Consider the following 17557-nt stretch of genomic DNA (forward strand, 5'->3'; position numbering starts at 1 on the left):
TACCCGTATTTTACAGAAGTTGGTCTATCAATAAATTGAAATTGATATTTTCAATATATTTATAAGAAGATCCGTCTTTTTTTTCGACATAGATTTTAATAGACAAACAAAGCACTTTTAAATTTCTTTTTGTTTTGCTTTTTATGAAGAAAACGCTTGCCCGCTCTTCATAGATGGAACAAGTCCTGATGCAGCATATTCTTGAATAGTCAGATTTCAAGCAAGATGAACGTGCCGTTTTCAAGCCGAGTTTGATAATCAAGAAATTTGGCGCGCCGGTTATTTTCTTACAATTGGGACTGGATAGGCAACCAACTTATCAATTTTGCAAAAGCCCGCCGCCATATACGACTTTCCGGTTCACGTTTCGCAATACATGGCTTTTCATCTTCAACATATTTCCAATAAATGCGGCTTTTATTGTCAAGATGAAGATGATAGCTCATCTCTTTTGTTGTTTCTTCGGCAAAAAGCTTGTTCAGTCTGTCGGAGATCTGCGGGCATTCAAACAAAATACCCATTTCTGTGTTCAGTGAAGCCGATCGCGGGTCAAAATTGAAAGAGCCGATAAAAGCTGTTTTGCCGTCAATCAGAAATGCTTTGGTATGAAGGCTCGCACGGCCGGAACCGAACAGGCGCAACCGGTGTGGCCCGCCATCGGGTTTTAGCTCGTAAAGTTTGGCTCCACCTTTAAGAAGCGGTTTTCGATAAGGGGCATAACCACCGTGAACAGCCGCAACATCGGTGGCTGCCAGTGAATTGGTGAGTATACGCACATCGGTTCCATTTTTTGCAAGTGTACAAAGCCTTTCGGTTCCCGCTTTCCCTGGAACAAAATAGGGTGATGTAATTTGAAGTTCTGTTTTTGCACTGTCAATTAACGGCGAAAATACGGTCATCAGCCAGTTTTCCGGTCTGTGTCCCAGCGCTTTTTCGGGAGGGTCCGAAACGACATCCACCGCGACAACGGGAAAAAGCTTATGCTGCGGTTTGATAAAGTGCTCGAAGTTCATATGAGCCTGCACATAATCGAGATAAGGCTTGGCATTTCCCGAATCGTGGAATTGGGTCAGCTTGTTTTTCCAATAATTGATGTCACGGGCTTTTTTGGGAACCGCAAGAGCATGGATTGGCAAAGCAACCGCACTATTCCAGAATGAATCGAAAATTGTTTCAACCTTTTTGACAGATGGCCCGACAAGCATCAAATCAAGGTCACGAAAATTGGACGCTTTGCCTGCACCAAAATAAGCATCGGCAATATTGCGCCCACCTACAAACGCTATGCGCCCGTCAACGATGAACGCTTTGTTGTGCATTCTGCGGGTGACTGTTAGTGCACGTAACATCATCTCAAGGCCACGCCGCAAGCCGCCATTCCTTGCTCTTCCGGGGTTGAACATGCGTATTTCTATATTCGGGTGTTTATCCAGAGCCACATAGGCAGGGTCGCGCCCTTGCGCATTAATGTCATCAAGCAACATGCGCACACGTACACCGCGTTCGGCAGCGTCCATTACTTCTTTTAACAAAAGACGCCCTGTGAGATCATCATCCCATATATAATACATCAAATCGAGACTGCGGCCGGAAAGTTCCGTTGCAACCGCACGTCCGGCAAAGGCGTCGAGATTATTGATAAAGAGTGACAGCCCATCTTTTTCAATGCCGAGACCGTTTTCGCGTTTTGCCAAATCTTCTATCTTGCGGTCGAGCTCAGTCCGGCTTTCGTCAACTTTAAGAGCGTAAGAATTTTCACCACGTGCACTTTTTGCAAAGCGTCCATATGCATATACGGCCAGCATTGAAGCCAGCACAAACACCAAAATCAACAGGATGACAATTTGCAAAATAGTCAAAGAAAATGCTCTCGAAGTTTAGAAAACGACGTAATTTAATATAATCGTATCGTGCCGTCTATTCATTAACTTGATTTGCCTTTTTAAAAACCGTTTCATAATTTTCAAATTTATCACTTATCGGTTTATCAGGCATAAAATAGGAGACGTTCATTTCATAAATGAAATCCGAAAGCGCGTTTTTCCCTTTTGCTTTTTCGAGAAGCTAAACTTTGTCAGTGGCTCGAAAGCGGGATGAAACATATTTTTCTGCCAGTGGAGGCCAATGAATGCTAGTAAATGCGTGTGAATACACATGAATGCCTGTAAAAGCCGGTTGGCTGTTTTCTATTTCAAGAAACAATAAAATGTCCGGTTGATACGCATGGCATTTTCATGGTGGGATAGGAACGATCGCAAACCCGATTGAAGAGCAGAAAAAAGTCGGGATCAGGCACTTTATTTTGAACAGCCCCTGATGAAATTCAACAGACAGGCCTGTATTAAGACAGATATATTACAGCGATGGAAGAGGTAGGGCAAAAGGAAATGGTCGGGCAAACTGAAGAAGTGTCACCTTATTGGCGACGAAATCTCGTTATATCGGCTTTCGGTGCTTTTACGACGATCGTCGGAATGACTGTGCTTCTTCCCTTTTTGCCACTTTTTGTTAAAGAAGTTGGAATTGATAATCCAAAAGCAATTTCACAATGGTCGGGCATTGCCTATGCCGCAACATTTTTTTCGGCTGCTCTTGTAGCACCGCTATGGGGGCGTCTTGGTGACCGGTACGGACGTAAGCTCATGCTTGTACGAGCAAGTTTGGGGATGGCTATAGCCATCGGATTGATGGGCTTTGTTACAAGCATTACCCAATTGGTTTTATTGCGATTATTAACGGGGCTTGCGGGTGGCTATGCTTCCGGTGCTGCTATTCTGGCAGCCACCCAAACGCCGAAAGACAAGACCGGATGGGCGTTGGGCATTATTTCTTCCGGCGTTATGAGCGGCAATTTTATCGGCCCGTTGATTGGCGGTATCTTGCCCGATTATATTGGTCTTAGAACCTGCTTTGTTGCAGTTGGTATTTTAATATTTATCACTTTTATTGTTACGACATTCGCAATCCATGAAAATCATAATGTTTTTGTCGAACGTCGTCGTGATAAAGCCGAACAAAGGCGGGTGCGCGGTCTTTTCAACCAAAGTGTTATTGTCATGTTGGCAACCGGAGCACTTTTAACCTTTGCCAATCTTTCAATAGAACCCATTATAACAATTTATGTCGAGACGCTCCAAAAGGGTGGGGCAAGCGTCACTTTCTGGGCGGGGCTGGTCATGTCCATGACCGCCTTGGGAAGTGCCCTTTCTGCAACCGAACTCGGTAGACTTGCCGACCATATCGGACATTGGAAAGTTCTGTTAGGTGCGATGGTTGTGGCGGTCATTCTGTTGCTGCCGCAAGCATTTGTAACCTCTGCCTGGGCACTTGTTGTTTTAAGGTTTTTGTTGGGACTGGCGCTTGGCGGATTAATTCCCTGTGTCACCGCTATTTTGCGCCATCTCGTTCCCGATTATGCAGTGGGAACAATATTGGGACTTTTTGTTTCTTCACAATATGTGGGGCAGGTATTGGGGCCGGTTTGCGGTGGTTTTATCGGCGGATGGTTCGGTGTTCGTCCGGTCTTTTTTGTGACTGCATTGATCCTTCTGATAGCCGTTGGCCTTAACCTTGAACTTTACCGGAAAACCAAGCGAGAAGGTTGACGGGGTTTGTAAAACTCACCTCATCATCATTAATCGGAAACGCCGTTAATCCGGTGACAAAAAAGAACAACCAACCAAAATGATAAAAAGGCAGTCTTTGACCGCCTTTTTTAAAAAATTATCCTATGCCCTGACATATCGGTTTTGAACTCTATAGCTGCCGACCGGTTTAATGGTCGGATGCTACAGAGGCTCCAATACCGGTTTCGGAGCGGATTTGTTGGGCAGCAAAACCGGCACGGTCTTGTTGTGCACGGCTGCTGTTATCCGTTATCGAAAACAGCCATACGCCGCCAAAACCCAATATCATCGAAAAAAGAGCAGGCGAGGTATATGGAAACAAAACCGTATCCGGTGAAAAACCGAATGTCGAAACCCATACGGCAGGCGACACGATTGTGAGACCAACCGAAGAAATCAATCCGAGAAAGCCGCCAATGACTGCACCCCTTGTCGTACATTTTTTCCAAAAAATGGAAAGCAGAAGAACAGGGAAATTTGCCGATGCAGCAATAGCAAAAGCAAGCGCCACCATGAAGGCAACATTCTGTTGTTCAAAAACAATGCCGAGCAGAATTGCAATAATGCCGATAAGTGTCGTGGCAATACGCGATATACGCAATTCGACATCGCTGGTCGCTGTTCCTTTTTTAATGACCATATTGAAAATGTCATGGGAAATTGCGGTTGCACCGGAAAGCGTAAGCCCTGCAACGACGGCCAGAATGGTCGCAAATGCAACGGCCGATATGAAACCGTAAAACATATTACCGCCGACAGCTTTTCCCACCATAACAGCCGCCATATTGGCAGCACCTGCACCACTCGAAAGCGGGGCTGAAAGTTGTGGGTCGGAAAGAACCAATGCAATCGCGCCAAATCCGATGATGAAGATAACAATGTAGAAATATCCATTCCAGACAGTTGCCCATAAAACGGATTTTCTCGCTTCTTTTGCATTTGGCACAGTGAAAAATCGCATCAGAATATGTGGTAATCCGGCAGTTCCGAACATGAGTGCCATACCGAAAGAAATAGCCGAAACAGGATCCTTAATGAAGCCACCGGGCGCCATAATGGATTGTCCTGCCGCGATTGCTTCAGGTGAAGTCGGGTCAACCGAGTTTTTTTGGGCAAACAGGCTTGCTTTGACATTGACTGCAGCCTGAAAGAAATTTTCAAAGCTGAAATTGAACTTGAGCAATATCATGAACGCCATGAAAGTTACGCCGATAAGTAGCAAAACCGCTTTGATAATTTGTACCCATGTTGTTGCTGTCATGCCGCCGAACAGCACGTAAATCATCATCAATACGCCAACCAGAATAACGGCATAAAGATAATCCAGTCCGAACAGGAGTTTGATAAGCTGGCCGGCACCAACCATTTGCGCAATAAGATAGAACGCCACAACGGCCAGCGTACCACAGGCGGCGAATATACGTACCGGCGCGGTGGCAAAACGGAAGCCTGCAACATCGGCAAAATTGAACCGCCCCAAATTTCTCAGGCGTTCGGCAACCAGAAACATGACAATAGGCCATCCGACGAGAAAGCCGACAGCATAGATGAGGCCATCATAACCGACGCTCATCACCATGGCCGATATTCCCAGAAACGAAGCGGCCGACATAAAGTCACCGGCAATCGCCAAGCCGTTCTGGAAACCGGTTATACCGCCACCGGCTGTATAGAAATCAGCGCGTGATTTGGTCCGGTTGGCAGCCCATTTGGTAATCCACAAAGTCAAAGCAACAAATACGAAAAACATGATTATTGCTGACCAATTGGTGGCCTGTTTCGGAAGTTCGCCGCCAATAGCATCAGCTTTCGCGTTGATACTGGCGAGTAGTGCAAAGGCGGTTCCGAAAATAACGGGTTTTTTAAAAAAATAAAGGAGGCTCATTGTTTGACCTCCTTCTTGATTTCATCAATATAATTGTCGTAACTGCTATTGGCGATCAAAATGTAGATTGCGGTCAGCAGAACCATCAACACAATCACACCAATCCCGATCGGGATGGCTATCGTTGTAACGCCGGTTCCAATGCGTAAACTCAGAAATTGTTTGTCAAAGGCAATCAGTGCAATCCAACCGTAATAGACAACGAGTGCTATAAGTGTGAGAACGCCGCCCAGTCTGTTACGTTTTTTCCTTAACGTGATATAGGCCGGGTTCGCCTCAATTCGGGAAATGGTTTCTTTATCCATAACGGCTCCTCTTCCGTAACAGGAATAGTTTTCAATTTCAGGAGAATATCGTTACTTGTAATATGCTCTACAGAAGAACTTGCGCTTTACTTGTTAAAATACGAGTTTTCTCTGTTACAATTTGCGTTTCAGGCAAATTATATTCGTCTCGCATTTCTTGGAGACAGCATAATTCCAATAAAATTATTAGTTTTAGAAGTAACAAAAACTCCTGTTTTCACCTATAAAGTGAAATGAACTCAAGGCCTCCTCTTGCTCCTTTTCGTTCGATTAAAAGGATTATTCAAATTGACTGTTATGTCAATATCGACAGGAAGAAGTTTAAGCGTTTTATTAGTTATGGTCATTCAACTTTTCGTATATATACTATTAAATGATTGTTTTTATTAATTTATTATAAATAAAACAGATTATAGTCCGGCAATGGGGTTTTTCACGACATGAAAAACTATATCATAATAAATATATCAAGGTTTTTGCTGATAGGAATGAATAAAAATCTGGTGTGAATTGTGTGCGGCATTGTCTTTGAAAAATCGTAGCAAAAAATAATATGGATTTTATCATATTCGGATATTGATAAATTTCATGATAAGCTATTTCGAGCTAACGGATTTATCGCAAATTTGGATGAAAGCATTATGAAAATAACGATAAAAAGGGTTTATGAACCATATTCGGAAGATGACGGTTGGCGCGTATTGATTGACCGTCTCTGGCCGAGAGGGCTTTCACGCGAGAAAGCCCATCTTGACGATTGGCAAAAGGAATTCGCTCCGAGCAATGATTTACGTCACTGGTTCAACCACGATGTGAGCAAATGGGAAGAATTCAAAAGCCGTTATATTACCGAGCTTGATGGTCAATCCCAAGCAATCGGGCAATATCTTTCTTCCCTCGAAAAACACCCCCGTGTAACTTTGCTATATGCTGCTCATGACGAAAAGCACAACAACGCGGTGGTATTTCTCAATTATCTGGAAAACCGTATTTTCCGGGATTGAGAATATTGTCGGGGTCAAGTGCCTGTTTGATAGTCCACATAAAATCTACGGCTTTTCCCAATTCTATGCGCAAATATTTGGTTTTGCGCTGGCCAATGCCGTGCTCGCCCGTGCAAGTGCCGCCCATTGAAATTGCACGCTCCGACAGTCTTTGAGTAAATTCATAGATGCGTTTTTCTTCCGCTTCGTTATCTTTCGGGTAACCGACAAAAACATGGAAGTTGCCATCTCCGACGTGACCAATGATGGGGCCAATCAAATTGTGTTCCTTCAAGTCTTTTTGCGTTTCGGTAACGCAATCGGCAAGACGTGAAATAGGCACACAGGCATCTGTAGAAAAGACGTCGCATTCGGGTAAGCTCGCCTCGGCAGCCCATAATGCGCTATGACGGGCTTTCCAAAGTTGGGCACGTTTTTCCGGGTCGGTTGATTGCTGGAAATTGGTCGAACCATGGGCAGCAGCAATTTCACTGAAAGTGGCAGCCTGACTTGCAACGCTTGCTTCGTCACCGTGAAATTCAACACAAAGCGTCGGCCGTGGCTCCAAAGTCAAACCGGAATAGGCGTTACACGCTTTGACCATAAATTCGTCCATCAGTTCCACACGTGCAAAAGGTATAGCGCATTGGATAGATTCAATAACCGTATTACATGCGTCTCCAATACTGGCAAAAGTACAAATACCGCTGGATACGACTTCGGGTATCGGGTGCAGACGTATTGTCAATTCTGTAAAAAGACCGAGAGTGCCTTCCGAGCCGACGAGAAGACGGGTCAAATCATAACCCGCAGCAGATTTTTTTGCGCGACTTGCTGTGTGTATAAGGCTGCCATCAGCCATAACGGCCTCGGCGCTCAGAACGGCTTCCCTCATTGTCCCGTAACGCACTGCACTTGTACCTGAAGCGCGTGTGGCCGCCATTCCTCCGATAGATGCATTCGCACCGGGGTCGATCGGGAAGAACAACCCGCTGTCGCGCAACCAGCTATTCAATGTTTCGCGCGTAATTCCCGGCTGTACAGTAATCGTCATATCTTCAGGCGAAAAAGACACAACCTGATCCATTTTTGAAAAATCGATGCTGATACCACCTACCGGAGCATTCAATTGCCCTTCAAGCGAGCTTCCCACACCAAAACCGATAATCGGCATTTTATGACGGGCGCAAATTTTTACCGTCTTGACAACATCATCTTTTGACAATGCATAAACAACGCCATCAGGCACTTCGTGCCGCAATTTTGTTTCATTGTGCGAGTGGGTATCACGAACTGAAAGATTGTTGCTGAAACGATTGCCAAAGGCCGTTTCCAATTCTTTACATACTTGATCTACGGTCTTTTGATCTAATCTAGCCATTCTCTACACTCCTCACCCCGTATTGGATAGCCATCCAGTAAGTTGATACGATTTTGCACTATTTTTCAATGAAAATCTTTTTGAAATGAATTTATTCCTAAAAATAATAGGTAAAACAGTGTGATTATATTTGTTTTTAAAAAGTCTTTGCGGATATGACGATGTAGATATGACTTTGAAAAACAATCAATATCAATAAATTCGGAATGGCTTTTAATGGTCTTCTTGCAAGTTATGAAACCCTGCACAAGTCGCTCGAACCTCAACAGGCTGTTATGAAATGAACTATTATGGAATGAAACAGGGAAGTGACGAACAAACGCGTCAGACAGCAAAGTTCGGTTCCATTGGTGGAAATAGCACTTTCAAAGCGGGCGCATGAACAGGCCGGTCGCATTAACAGGCCGAGCGCATGAACAGGCCGGTCGCATGAACAGGCCGTTCGCATTAACAGGCCGAGCGCATGGATGAAGAAAACGGGGATATTTGTTCATTCATTTTATTTTTAGCCGCAGATATATCGACTTTTCGTAATCGTAATCATAGGCGTTGAAAAGCCATGAAAAACGGAAATCCGAACAGTTTTTGGCTGTCGGGATTTCCGGTTAAAGCAGATTGTTCAAAAAAGAAGAACGAAACCGGCTCTCATAAATAAATCGGCTGCGTTACCAATATTCTAATTTTGAACCGGCCGTTCACTCTATTTTATCAATTTTGTCGATCTCAATAATCTTCAAAGCCGTATTTACCGGGATTGAGTATATTATCGGGATCAAGAGCTTTCTTTATTGCCCACATGTAATCGACAGCGTTGCCAAGTTCGAGCCTGAGATATTTGGCTTTTCTCTGCCCGATACCATGTTCGCCGGTGCAGGTTCCGTCCATAGAAATTGCCCTTTCGGACAATCTTTCGGAAAATTCATAAACCTTCTTTTCTTCCTCTTTGTTGCCTTTATGGTATCCCAGCAGGACGTGGAAGTTACCGTCGCCCACATGCCCGACCATGGGGCCGATCAGGTGATGCTCTTGCAAATCTTTCTGTGTTTCACCAACACAATCGGCAAGTCGTGAAATCGGCACACATGCATCGGTCGAAAAAACATCGCAATCAGGAAGGCTTGCTTGCGCTGCCCAGAATGCTTCATGGCGCGCCTTCCACAATTCGGCACGTTTATCGGGGTCAGTGGAATGTTTGAAATCTTTCGAGCCGTGAGAGGCTGCAATCTCTCCGAAAAGGGCAACTTGCGCAGCCACACTTGTTTTATCACCGTGAAATTCGACACAAAGGGTGGGAAGCGGATCAAGTGTCAATCCCGAATAGGCATTGCAGGCTTTGGTCATGAATTCATCAAGAAGTTCGACACGTGCAAACGGAATAGCGCATTGGATTGATTCAATCACTGCATTACATGCGTCTGTTACCGTCGGAAAGGTGCAAGCTCCACACGACACGACTTCCGGTATCGGATGAAGACGCACTGTAATTTCGGTAAAAATGCCGAGTGTTCCTTCAGAGCCAACGAGAAGACGTGTCAGGTCATAACCGGCAGCAGATTTCTTGGCACGGCTTGCCGTATGGATAATAGATCCGTCTGCCATAACAGCCTCGGCGCTCAAAACGGCCTCTCTCATTGTACCGTAGCGCACCGCATTTGTACCGGATGCGCGCGTGGAGGCCATGCCGCCGATCGAAGCATCTGCGCCGGGGTCGATGGGGAAGAACAGCCCGCTATCGCGCAACCAGCTATTCAGCGTTTCGCGGGTAATGCCGGGCTGAACGGTTATTGTCATATCTTCCGGCGAGAAAGATACGACCTGATCCATTTTTGAAAAATCAATACTGATGCCACCTTTGGGAGCATTGAGCTGCCCTTCGATAGAACTGCCCGCACCAAAGGCGATAATCGGCATTTTATAATGCGCGCAAATCTTTACAATTTTTGCAACATCATCCTTGGATGTGGCATAAACAACGCCATCAGGACATTGTTGATAAAGAGCTGTTATGTTATGGGAATGCGCCTGACGAACAGAAAGATTGCTGCTGAACCGTTCTCCGAAAGCTGTTTTCAATTCTTCACAAACACGATCTCTTGTCGCTTCATCACAGTTTTTTGCCATTATTTTTACTCTCTCTTTAGACGGGCAATTTTTCTTAGCCACTTTCGCGCCAGGCGTAAGAAATTGCAATGATATTTCCAAAAATCATATTGTCGATCGCCGACAGGCGACAATTTTTCCGATGGGCTAGATATTTGTTCTACCGGAAGGTTCAAATTCTTTTCGGGAACAAGCGGCGTTAACGGCTGAAAACATATGTCTTCGTAAAATCAAAGTTGACGTTCTTTGTCTTGACTTTTCGTTATGGGCAATTCGAGCATCGTGAACGTAACTTTCCCGATATTTTGCATTCACAGTCAATGCGGTCGCAAAGCGTTGGCACGCGAACTGGCTGAGCCTTAACCGTTATGAATGTTTCCGGCATTTTAACATTGCGCAATAAAATTGACCGGAAACAAAAGGCGATTGCTGATCCGAAAATTACAATACCGGTTTGAAACCTCTCAAACGCAGCGCATTGGAAAGCACAAAGACACTTGATATTGCCATCGCCGCGGCTGACAGCATTGGCGATAATTGGACGCCCCAGACCGGATAAAAAATTCCGGCAGCAACAGGGATGAGCAGAACATTATAGCCAAACGCCCAGAACAAATTCTGCTTGATGTTGCGGATTGTTGCTTTTGAAATAGCAATTGCATTGACAACGCCCGTCGGATCTCCCGACATTAATACAACATCGGCACTTTCAATAGCGACATCCGCACCCGTACCGATGGCAATGCCGGTATCGGCAGCGGCAAGGGCAGGGGCATCATTAATGCCGTCACCGACAAAGGCAACACGGCGTTCGCCCCCACTTATTTTTTTTACAGCATCGACTTTTCCTGCCGGAAGCACTTCAGCAACGATTTCTGAAATACCGAGTTTTGAACCGATCGTCTTTGCCGTATTACGGTTATCTCCGGTGACAAGTGCTGTTGCAATTCCCATTTTTTCAAGTTCTGCAATGGTTTTTCCCGAATTCTGTTTAACGGGGTCTTCGACCGCGAAAATTGCAGCCGCCTTATTGTCTATTGCAGCATAAAAAGGTGTCATGCCTTGATCGCCGAAATGCCGCGCATCGTCGGCAAAAGGCGTAATATCAACTTTTATTTCCTTCATATAACGGTCGGCCCCGATAACGACTTCATGCCCGTTAACCTTGCCTGAAATACCGAATCCGGGTTTGGAGTTGAAATCTTCGACCGTCGAAAGAGTTATGCCGGCTTTTTTTGCAGCTTCATTCAAAGCTTCGCCAATCGGGTGTTCGGAACGTAATTCTACAGCGGCAACATCCGCCAATGTTTGTCTTTCATCAAATCCTTTGGCTGTGATGATTTTGTTCAACACCGGTTTACCTACCGTCAGTGTACCGGTTTTATCGAAAGCGACGATGTCTGTATCACGCAAAGTTTGCAACGCGTCACCACGACGGAAGAGAATGCCGAGAGTGGCTGCGCGGCCTGTGCCCACCATAATGGATGTCGGGGTTGCAAGACCCATTGCGCATGGGCAGGCGATAATCAGTACCGATACACCGGCAATAAGGGCATGTGGAAATTGCGGAGCAGGGCCGACAAAAAACCAGATAAAAAACGTAACAATTGCGGCTGCAAAAACTGCGGGAACGAACCAGCCTGTCACTTTATCAACCAAAGCCTGAATGGGTAGTTTTGCAGTTTGTGCATCTTCAACCATTTTCTGGATTTGTGCAATGAGTGTGTCGCCCCCGATCTTCTCCGCACGAAATGTCAAGGATCCATTACCGTTGACCGTTCCACCGTAAACCTTGTCACCTTCCTTCTTGGCAACAGGTAAAGGTTCACCTGTCATCATCGACTCGTCAACATTCGAGTTGCCGTTGATAACCGAGCCATCAACGGGAAATTTTTCTCCCGGTCGCATAACTATAATGTCCCCGACGGCAACATCATCAAGTGCAACATCTATTTCTTCATTGTTTCTTAAAACGCGTGCTGTTTTCGGTTTCAAACCGGCAAGCATACGTATGGCTTCACCGGTGCGACCACGCGCTCCCGCTTCAAGATAACGGCCAAGCAGAATCAAGGTAACAATAACGGCTGCCGCCTCGAAATAGACATTGTTGGTACCTTCCGGCATATAAGCACCGGCAAAAGTGGCAACAGTGGAATAGGACCATGCCGCAAAGGAACCGACAGCCACAAGCGAATTCATATCCGGCGCGGCACGAAAAAGGTTTGGAATACCGGCCTTGAAAAACCGCCAACCGGGGCCGAACAGAACCAGCGTTGTCAAAATGAATTCGACGAGACGGGAAGGGAACATGCCAATCGTTGCCATCACAAAATGATGGAACCATGGGATAATATGCCCGCCCATTTCGAGAACAAAAACGGGAATAGTCAGAATAAGAGCTATAACCAGAGAGCGGCCAAGTTTATGCGCCTCGACAGCTTGTCTGTCGACTTGGTTATGATTATTGACCGGCTTTGCACCATAACCGGCTTTTTCGACCGCTTTTTCCAATGCATCGACTGTTGTCACATTTTTGAGCATTTCCACATGGGCGCGATTCGTTGCCAGATTGACAACAGCCGTCTTGACCCCGTCGACGGATTGTAGGGCTTTTTCGACGCGCCGCACACAAGAGGCACAACTCATTCCCTCAATATCAAGATCAACAGGCTGATAACCTACTTCGTAGCCGGCTTTTTCGACCGCGTTTACAAGTTCGCTGGTGGAAAGTTTCTTGCTGGCGGTAATATTGGCTTTTTCAGTTGCCAAATTGACGACCGCATTGTCTACGCCTTCAACTTTTTTCAGAGCCTTTTCAACGTGTCTTACGCAGGATGCACAGGTCATCCCTTCAATATCAAGCTCGATACGAAAATCGTCTTTTGCCGGTATTCGGTTATTTTCGTCTATATGTGAAATTGTTGTCATGACACGTGCCTTTCACACCAAGAGATAATGGTTCCCCTTATGGGAAGGTCAAGAGAAAAAGCAAAAGAAAAAGCCTTATCGGAAATTAGTTCCGATAAGGCTCTCATTAGCAAAATTTGAACTATTATTGCCGCGAAGCAATCAATAGGTATCGTTGATACGCGCAACTGCATGGAAATCGATCGCGCGGCCTCTCAATTCAGCAACTCTCGATACTTCCTGTTTTTTCTCAAGACCGGAAACAAAGACCACATTGGGAACTTTGCGCAATTCTTCGTCGGGAGCAACAGTATTATTATCATCTTTGACGGCAATCGGTGCTCTGTTTTCAGCGATAATATCCTTCAAGTCGTCCTTGTCAGGCCGATCAACTTTCGGAGCTGTTTTAGGTGTCTCGGCAGCTTTTTCGGTCTTTAACTCTGCAACGGTTGTCTTGTCGGGAGATTGGGCTTCATCCGCATCGGCATAGTCGGCATCTTCTTCGTAGTCGTCATCAGGAACAGCTATGATCTCGTTTGCTTCGATAAGGGCTGTCAGATCATCACCTGGAACGTTATCGGTTGATTTGCCTGATCCTGCGCCATTGTTGGCAATGGCAAGCGCAACCTTGTCGGCTTCATCCTGACGCAAAGGTCTTGCTTCGGGGAGAGGAATATTTGCAACCTTGACTGCGCCTTCTTCCTCGTCGTCACCATCGTCAGGCTTGAATGTCGGAACCGGCACATTGGCATAGGCCATAACAGGTGCACTGCTCGTATTTTCTTCTTCGTCGGGAGCCGGTTTTGAACCATTGGCGCGCAATGGCGAAGATTCAGGAAGTGGAGCATCTTTCTTCGGTAAAGATACAACTGTCGTCTGTGGTTCCTCAACTACAGCCGGAGCCTTTGGTTGTACCCGTGACGGTTGAGAAGGAACCTGCTCATCAGAATTCTTGCGACCGAACAACGAGCTGAAGAAGCCGCGCTTTTGTGTCGAAGTTGTTGCACTGGCATAGACAACCGGTGCCCCACGGCGAGCAAGCCATTCGGCTTTTGCCTGATCGTAACCGGCAAGCGGCTTGCCGTCACTCGGAATATACATGGTTTTGCCATCGGGGAACAAAGCCATCAATTCGCTGCGGCTCATACGTGGCCAATGGCGGACATTGCCAACATCCATATGCACAAAAGGTGATCCCGAACGCGGATAATAGCCGACACCGCCAACCTGTTGTTTCAGCCCGATAGCCCGCAACTTAGCAAGATTGACATCCGGCAGATAGAAATCCATCGCGTGGCCAAGTGTGTGCTGGCTGTTTTTGGCAACGCCACTATCCGGCGAACGTGAACGTAACATGTTGTTGGTTGCAGGCGAGCGGTAGGCCGATACAACATTGATATATTCGCGCGAACCACTGTTGCGATAAACCGACCAGATAAGATCGAACAGTCTTGGATCCATATTGGTTGGCTCGTTGCGTCTCCAGTCACGCAAGAATACGTTAAGCCTCTTCAAACCTGCTTGATCGTATTTGCCATCGCGTTTGAAAACAATTTCGGCCTTCTCGCCTGTGTGGACATAATAGAGTTTCAAAGACCTTGTTTCAGCCTTTGCTGCCAAAGGCGTCAACAGAAAGGACAAAGTTGTAGCCATTGCCAAAAGGGCCAATGACAAACTACGAAATCTCCAAAATGATTTTCTCAAACCGTCAACCACCATTCGTAAAACCTGTCCTGTTACCCGCGGATGAGACGTTATAACCAAACACCCACGGTCCGGTTTAATCGCCTTCCGACCATCTGAAATCGGCTTTATAGTTAGTAAAGCGTAACCCAGAATGGTTAACAGCAGCTTTATAAGAACCGCAACTTTACGTTGCTTGTCAATTACGACTATACCATGGCAAAAATGCCACATAAGAGAACAAATATTAAAATCTCAGTAACAATTTGTTACAATGGTTAATTTTATCTTTTTGTTGACACATTCCCGCGCAGCATCCTTGCGCCTCTTCTTTCAATATTGGGATGAAAAGGCTTCAAAACAAGGTGGTAATATCGGGAGAAGGATTTTCAACACAGCTTGTGTTGCTTTCTTTTACCTTGAGCGGGAAGACTGTCAATTTGAGTGAGAACATAGCCGATTTGAGCGGGAAGACTGGCAAATCGCGTGCGAACACCGGAAATTCGAGCAAGAACGCCGTTTTGTTAAAATTATCCAATCCTGTTTTCGTGACAAAGCAGGTCTGTTGCAGAAAACAAATGAATTTTTCAAAAATTCGGATTTTTCCGTGAAAAGAAATTTCCGACCATTTTTTTAAAATTAAACGATAAACAGGGAATAAAATCGTAAAATTGTTCATGCGGCAAACTTGCGGACATCAATTGCACAGACCGGATTTCTTCATCGGCGCGCAACGTCCGGCGTGAAATGATTTGCATTGCAAGCGTTTTCAGAGAATTAAAACGGATTTGGCATTTTGGCAGGGCTTTATACAAAAACCGACAGGCTCTCCGATAAACGGTTTCCTGCTATGTTGAAGTTTTATTCTTCGGTATCAATTGCAGGCAAAAGCCTGATATGCATGTAAGCCGTATATAGGCTCTAATAGAGTATATGGGATAAATAAAAATAAGGTGGCAAACTTGAAATAGTCTGCCACCATTCTTGAAAAATCGGAGGGAAAAGGCTTCAAGAACCCTTTTAACTTGCTTGTCTCAGCATTTCCGATTCTTTCCGGTTTTCGGCATGATACTCGTCAAGCTTTCTATAAAGTGTTGAACGGCCAATACCAAGGCGGCGTGCTGCTTCGCTCATCCGCCCGCGATAATGGTTCACCGTGCGTTCGATGATTTCACGTTCGAGTTCGTTATATGTTCTCACCTGACCATTTTCGTCGATCAGATGAACGATATAACGGTCGTTTCTCTCTGGCGTATCAACAGGCACATTGCTTCTGAAATCGGCAACCTGATTTCCCGTCAGTTGAGGAAAATCGCGGATTGTCAGCAGTGGCCCCTGACTGAGCAAGACAGCGCGGAAGAGCACATTTTCCAATTCGCCGACATTGCCCGGCCAATCATGTTGTAACAAAAGCGACAATGCCGAGCCTGCCACACCATGTACATGCGGTTGACCGCTTTCAACGACAATATGTTCGATAGCGCGCTGGGCAATATCGGCAAAATCGTCACGCCGTTCGCGAAGCGGGGGAATAATTACGTGACATTCTCTCAACAGATCATAGAATTCCTTCAGAAACAGACCGTCTTCGACAAGCCCCTGAAGCCGTGAAGTTGAAATGGTTGTCAAACGGAACTTCGGTTCTCCGCCTTTTTCAGCTTCCTTGCGTTTCTTCAGAAAATCAACCCAGCGTTTCTGTTGATTGATTTCAAGACGATCAATCTCGCAAAGACAAATTGTTCCATGGTCAATCGAGTTGATATGCGGCAGAATCTTTGTTTCCCACTTTTTACCATCCTGTATAGGGTCGGATATGGGAATACACTGGATACGGACAAATTTACCTGTTGCGTAAGGGCTCTCGTAGTGGATAACACGGGCAAGTGTCTCTCTGCCGGTTCCTTTTTCACCTTCAATGAGAAGATTTTTAGTCGATAACGCAGCTTGTTTTGCCCGTTCAAAAGGCTCTTTCATTGCTTCGCTATTTGCGTAAAGATCCGAAAACCGCAAGTGGTTTTCCTGCTGGCGACGAATATAATGAACCTCGCGCTCATAGGTATTATTGATAGAAAGATTGCCCAGTGTCACACTCAGTCTAAGCGAAGTAATCGGATAGACGAGATAATCGACAGCACCTGCTTTCAGGCTTTTCTGAAGCAGTTCCTCATTTTCTACATCCGACATGACAACAAGCGGCGCGGCAAATCCGGTAACCCTGATTGTTGAAACGAGATCGGTTCCACCAAGGTCACTCATTGTCAGATCGACCAATGCAAATGAGATATTACGGCGCCTGCGCAAAAGATCGAGTGTGCGCAGTCCGTTTTCAGCTTCAATTACACGATAACCGAGGGCACGAAGTATGGAAGAAGTGTTGGCTCGTTTACCATAGTCTTCGGCTGCTACTAGTATAGGACCCATCATTGCTTTCATCATCTCCTTTGTGATGAAGAAAACGCGTTGACAGGAGTTTGGTTGCAAAACATAGGTTTACCTCGTTTGCCCCGCAAGCGTCAGACTACTATCAATCTGGTGATTACATGCAACAGAAAAGAGAATTTTTTCCAAAAAAAAAGCTTTTAGGTTGATTTCCGTCAAAAGCGACATATTGATAGAACCCTAACATGTGAACACAGTTATAGCTATTATCAGCTATTGTATTGTCGCTTGATATCGGTTTTTTGGAG

Annotated in this window: 11 protein-coding genes; 2 read left to right on the top strand and 9 right to left on the bottom strand. The window is 45.5% G+C overall.

Annotated features, from left to right (window positions below; translation table 11 throughout):
• Window positions 1–287 precede the first annotated feature (287 nt).
• The gene (locus BBC0122_RS03040; protein ID WP_077991189.1) at window positions 288–1859 is read right to left on the bottom strand and encodes a phospholipase D family protein; all 1572 of its coding nucleotides are present in this window, start codon (window positions 1857–1859) and stop codon (window positions 288–290) included.
• Between the two features lie 528 nt (window positions 1860–2387).
• Here BBC0122_RS03040 and BBC0122_RS03045 point away from each other — a divergent pair.
• Window positions 2388–3605 carry an MFS transporter gene (locus BBC0122_RS03045; protein WP_077991191.1) on the top strand — a complete coding sequence of 406 codons (1218 nt, stop codon included), beginning with the start codon at window positions 2388–2390 and terminating at the stop codon, window positions 3603–3605.
• A gap of 169 nt (window positions 3606–3774) precedes the next feature.
• Here BBC0122_RS03045 and BBC0122_RS03050 read toward each other — a convergent pair whose 3' ends face one another.
• Complete coding sequence (locus BBC0122_RS03050) at window positions 3775–5511, bottom strand: cation acetate symporter (protein ID WP_077991193.1); 1737 nt, start codon at window positions 5509–5511, stop codon at window positions 3775–3777.
• Window positions 5508–5816, bottom strand: coding sequence for a DUF485 domain-containing protein (locus tag BBC0122_RS03055; protein ID WP_077991196.1), 309 nt, complete (start codon window positions 5814–5816; stop codon window positions 5508–5510). Before BBC0122_RS03055 ends, BBC0122_RS03050 begins: the two co-directional genes overlap by 4 nt.
• 626 nt (window positions 5817–6442) lie before the next feature.
• On the opposite strand from BBC0122_RS03055, the gene BBC0122_RS03060 reads away from it, so the two are divergent.
• Window positions 6443–6820, top strand: coding sequence for a DUF488 domain-containing protein (locus BBC0122_RS03060; protein ID WP_225868141.1), 378 nt, complete (start codon window positions 6443–6445; stop codon window positions 6818–6820).
• Here the strand turns inward: BBC0122_RS03060 and BBC0122_RS03065 are convergent.
• From BBC0122_RS03065 to BBC0122_RS03090, 6 genes are all read right to left on the bottom strand, one after another.
• Complete coding sequence (locus BBC0122_RS03065; RefSeq protein ID WP_077991201.1) at window positions 6786–8180, bottom strand: FAD-binding oxidoreductase; 1395 nt, start codon at window positions 8178–8180, stop codon at window positions 6786–6788. The two genes, BBC0122_RS03060 and BBC0122_RS03065, sit on opposite strands and share 35 nt — an antisense overlap.
• Before the next feature lie 723 nt (window positions 8181–8903).
• The gene (locus tag BBC0122_RS03070) at window positions 8904–10301 is read right to left on the bottom strand and encodes an FAD-binding oxidoreductase (RefSeq protein ID WP_077991203.1); all 1398 of its coding nucleotides are present in this window, start codon (window positions 10299–10301) and stop codon (window positions 8904–8906) included.
• Window positions 10302–10721: 420 nt separating this feature from the next.
• Complete coding sequence (locus BBC0122_RS03075; RefSeq protein ID WP_077991206.1) at window positions 10722–13208, bottom strand: heavy metal translocating P-type ATPase; 2487 nt, start codon at window positions 13206–13208, stop codon at window positions 10722–10724.
• A gap of 141 nt (window positions 13209–13349) precedes the next feature.
• Window positions 13350–14906: a peptidoglycan L,D-endopeptidase MepK gene (locus BBC0122_RS03080; RefSeq protein ID WP_077991208.1), complete on the bottom strand. Its 1557-nt coding sequence runs from the start codon at window positions 14904–14906 to the stop codon at window positions 13350–13352.
• A 319-nt stretch (window positions 14907–15225) separates the two neighbouring features.
• Window positions 15226–15408, bottom strand: a complete 183-nt coding sequence (locus BBC0122_RS12745) for a hypothetical protein (RefSeq protein ID WP_149866630.1) — start codon at window positions 15406–15408, stop codon at window positions 15226–15228.
• Window positions 15409–15890: 482 nt separating this feature from the next.
• On the bottom strand, window positions 15891–17294 hold the full coding sequence (locus BBC0122_RS03090) for a sigma-54-dependent transcriptional regulator (RefSeq protein WP_077994458.1): 1404 nt from the start codon (window positions 17292–17294) through the stop codon (window positions 15891–15893).
• Between the last annotated feature and the right edge of the window lie 263 nt (window positions 17295–17557).

Origin of the sequence: Ditibartonella choladocola (genome assembly GCF_002007565.1) — a bacterium.
In the GTDB taxonomy this organism is placed as follows: domain Bacteria; phylum Pseudomonadota; class Alphaproteobacteria; order Rhizobiales; family Rhizobiaceae; genus Bartonella; species Bartonella choladocola.

Excerpts from the sequence above, each read along its gene's own strand:
- BBC0122_RS03045 (WP_077991191.1), top strand. The coding sequence starts at position 2,388 with ATGGTCGGGCAAACTGAAGAAGTGTCACCTTATTGGCGACGAAATCTC.
- BBC0122_RS03050 (WP_077991193.1), bottom strand. The coding sequence starts at position 5,511 with ATGAGCCTCCTTTATTTTTTTAAAAAACCCGTTATTTTCGGAACCGCC.
- BBC0122_RS03055 (WP_077991196.1), bottom strand. The coding sequence starts at position 5,816 with ATGGATAAAGAAACCATTTCCCGAATTGAGGCGAACCCGGCCTATATC.
- BBC0122_RS03065 (WP_077991201.1), bottom strand. The coding sequence starts at position 8,180 with ATGGCTAGATTAGATCAAAAGACCGTAGATCAAGTATGTAAAGAATTG.
- BBC0122_RS03070 (WP_077991203.1), bottom strand. The coding sequence starts at position 10,301 with ATGGCAAAAAACTGTGATGAAGCGACAAGAGATCGTGTTTGTGAAGAA.
- BBC0122_RS03075 (WP_077991206.1), bottom strand. The coding sequence starts at position 13,208 with ATGACAACAATTTCACATATAGACGAAAATAACCGAATACCGGCAAAA.
- BBC0122_RS03080 (WP_077991208.1), bottom strand. The coding sequence starts at position 14,906 with ATGGTGGTTGACGGTTTGAGAAAATCATTTTGGAGATTTCGTAGTTTG.
- BBC0122_RS03090 (WP_077994458.1), bottom strand. The coding sequence starts at position 17,294 with ATGATGGGTCCTATACTAGTAGCAGCCGAAGACTATGGTAAACGAGCC.